This window comes from Alcanivorax sp., from assembly GCF_051117345.1.
Taxonomy (GTDB): domain Bacteria; phylum Pseudomonadota; class Gammaproteobacteria; order Pseudomonadales; family Alcanivoracaceae; genus Alcanivorax.
Genome location: NZ_JBNPEC010000035.1, coordinates 1 through 2,485, shown reverse-complemented (window position 1 = coordinate 2,485; position 2,485 = coordinate 1). Strand labels below are relative to the sequence as shown.

General features: G+C 62.3%; 4 protein-coding genes. 3 read left to right on the top strand and 1 reads right to left on the bottom strand.

Features of this window, described 5'->3' with window-relative positions; genetic code table 11:
* Nucleotides 1–833: DALR domain-containing protein (locus ACFE0K_RS02610; RefSeq protein ID WP_434534583.1), on the top strand; the 833-nt coding region annotated here is incomplete at its 5' end.
* Between the two features lie 178 nt (nucleotides 834–1,011).
* Here ACFE0K_RS02610 and ACFE0K_RS02605 read toward each other — a convergent pair.
* Nucleotides 1,012–1,671 carry an START domain-containing protein gene (locus tag ACFE0K_RS02605; RefSeq protein ID WP_434534582.1) on the bottom strand — a complete coding sequence of 220 codons (660 nt, stop codon included), beginning with the start codon at nucleotides 1,669–1,671 and terminating at the stop codon, nucleotides 1,012–1,014.
* 262 nt (nucleotides 1,672–1,933) lie between these two features.
* Here ACFE0K_RS02605 and yidD point away from each other — a divergent pair, with 262 nt between their 5' ends.
* A complete protein-coding gene (yidD, locus tag ACFE0K_RS02600; RefSeq protein WP_434534581.1) occupies nucleotides 1,934–2,209 on the top strand; it encodes a membrane protein insertion efficiency factor YidD in 276 nt (91 codons plus the stop codon).
* On the top strand, nucleotides 2,206–2,485 hold a 280-nt coding region (locus ACFE0K_RS02595; RefSeq protein ID WP_434534580.1), incomplete at its 3' end, for a hypothetical protein. The genes yidD and ACFE0K_RS02595, both read left to right, overlap by 4 nt.

Genomic DNA, 2,485 nt, shown 5'->3' with positions numbered 1-2,485 from the left:
GGAAGCCGTCCACCGACGAACAACCGGGTTGGGAGTCCCCCTGGGGCCGTGGCCGCCCCGGCTGGCACATCGAATGCTCCGCCATGATCCACAAGCACCTGGGTGACGTGATCGACATCCACGGCGGCGGCCAGGACCTGATCTTCCCGCACCACGAGAACGAGATCGCCCAGGGCTGCTGCGCCCACGGCACCGACTACGTTCGCTACTGGCTGCACAACGGCTACATCAACATCGATGGCGAGAAGATGTCCAAGTCCCTGGGCAACTTCCGTCTGGTACGCGACCTGCTCACCCAATACCACGGCGAAATCCTGCGCTTTGCACTGGTCTCCAGCCACTACCGCTCGCCGCTGAATTTCTCCGCCGACGTGCTGGAGAATGCGGAGAAAGGCCTGGATACCCTCTACTACGCCCTGCTGGGTCGCGGTGAAACGGTGGAACCGGAAGCTGGCTACCAGCTGCCGGACAACCACCCGGTGCTGGAAGCCCTCAAGGATGACCTGAACACCGCCGAAGCGGTCAGCGCCCTGCATGCCATCGCCGGCGATCTGAACAAGGCAGAGCTGGCCGACAAACCGGCCCTGAAAGCCGAATTGCTGGCCGCCGCCGACCTGCTCGGCCTGCTCACCGAAGCCCCCACCGCCTGGTTCCAGAACAAGCACGCCAGCGAAGATGGCCTCAGCAACGAAGAAATCGACGCGCTGGTGGAAGAACGCACCCAGGCCAAGAAAGACAAGAACTTCGCCCGCGCCGACGAGATCCGCCAGCAACTCACCGACGCCGGCATCCAGCTGGAAGATACTCGCGAAGGCACCCGCTGGAGCCGGTAAAGGGCAAAGGCAGCTATGAGCTACTAGCTTCTAGCTGCGAGAAAAACAGGTTTTCATGATCTGAAACGTAAGAGGCCGCACCCAAACCCTGGGCGCGGCCTCTTGCGTTCAACCACCCATAATCCTGCATCGCGTCTAGCAGCTAGAGGCTAGAGGCTAGAAGCTCAAAGCTCAAAGCTCAAAGCTTCAACACCTCCATCCCCGGCAACCCCGGCAAATCTTCCCGCGTGGCATTGGCAAACTGCGGCTTCTGCAACTGCGCCTTCAACCCTTCCAGGGTCACCAGTGGCGCCCGGGTAGACACCAGGTTGGCCAGCCACACCGGCACATTACCGCCCGGGTCCACGAAGGTTTCGAATTTCACCCGTACCCAGCCGTCAGCCAGCGGCGTGATCACGAACTGGTTATCCAGGGCAGGAATACGCACAAAGCCCTGCTGCTTGTCCTTGAAGCCGTCGGCGTTCTCACTGTGCAAGTGAATCTCGCCATCGGCCTGCTGGGTGAGCGTATTGGCCAGCACCACATCCCGATCCGCCACCGGCCAGATGCCGTTGAAGCGCATATGGATACGCTCTTTCTCTTCCATGGTCAGCCGCTCCGCGCCCTGACTCTGGAATATCCACTCCGGGAAGGTATCCACGGCGGTGATCACCGCCAGTACCGAGGTGGTACTGGCTTTCAGCTCCACCACACCCTTGAAGGCCTTCACCGGGCTGTCGGACACCTCGCGCACATAGGTGGTCACCTCACCCCGCTGGTCGCCCTCATGGTTCAGCTCCCACTCGGCAGCCCAGGCGGGGGACACCAGCATCAACAACGCCAGAACAACAGCTCTCACAACAACACTCCTCACAATCAGTCCGTGCCGCAGTATGCACCCCGCTTGCCACCAGACAAGGCCCTTCCCGCAGATTGGCACAACCGGCCAACGCGTCCCGTAGGAGCCCATGCTCGCATGGCGAACCGGTGGGTGGTGGTTCGCCATGCAAGCATAGCTCCTACGGGGACAGAATCAGGCCGCCCCAGTATCAGGCTGGCATCCGCCACCGGATTGGCCGTATCATGCCCCGTTGAGTTGACACTACACAGGTCTTGATACCGTGAAATCGCTTCTGCTCGGCATGCTCTGGTTGTACCAGAAGCTGCTGAGCCCCTGGATCGGCAACCAATGCCGCTTCTACCCCACCTGCTCGGAATACGCCCGGCAGGCGGTGGAAGTCCATGGCAGCCTGCGCGGCAGCGCGCTGGCCGTGAAGCGCCTGTGTAAGTGCCACCCCTGGCATGCCGGCGGGTTTGACTATGTGCCAGGCACCGAGCCCGGTGAGGAACAGCACCGCTGCTGCGACCACTCCGCCCCGGGGGAAAACGCATCATGATGCGCGCCCGTCACGGCCTGTCGCTGTCATTGATTCTGGCGCTATTCTGCGCCCAGCTGCTGCTTGCCTGGCATGCGCCTGCGCACATCGATGCCCAGCCCCACGATCCTCACAAGGAACTGCTGGCCGCCGCCGATTGCCAGGTCTGCACCCACGGCCAGGGCATGCTCGCCCTGCCCAGCCACTATTTTCACGTGGTTTCCCAACACGCCGAACCGGCTCCGTCCGCCGTGGCAGCCCCGGTACGACGTACCCTTGAACGCCTTTCCTACCCCC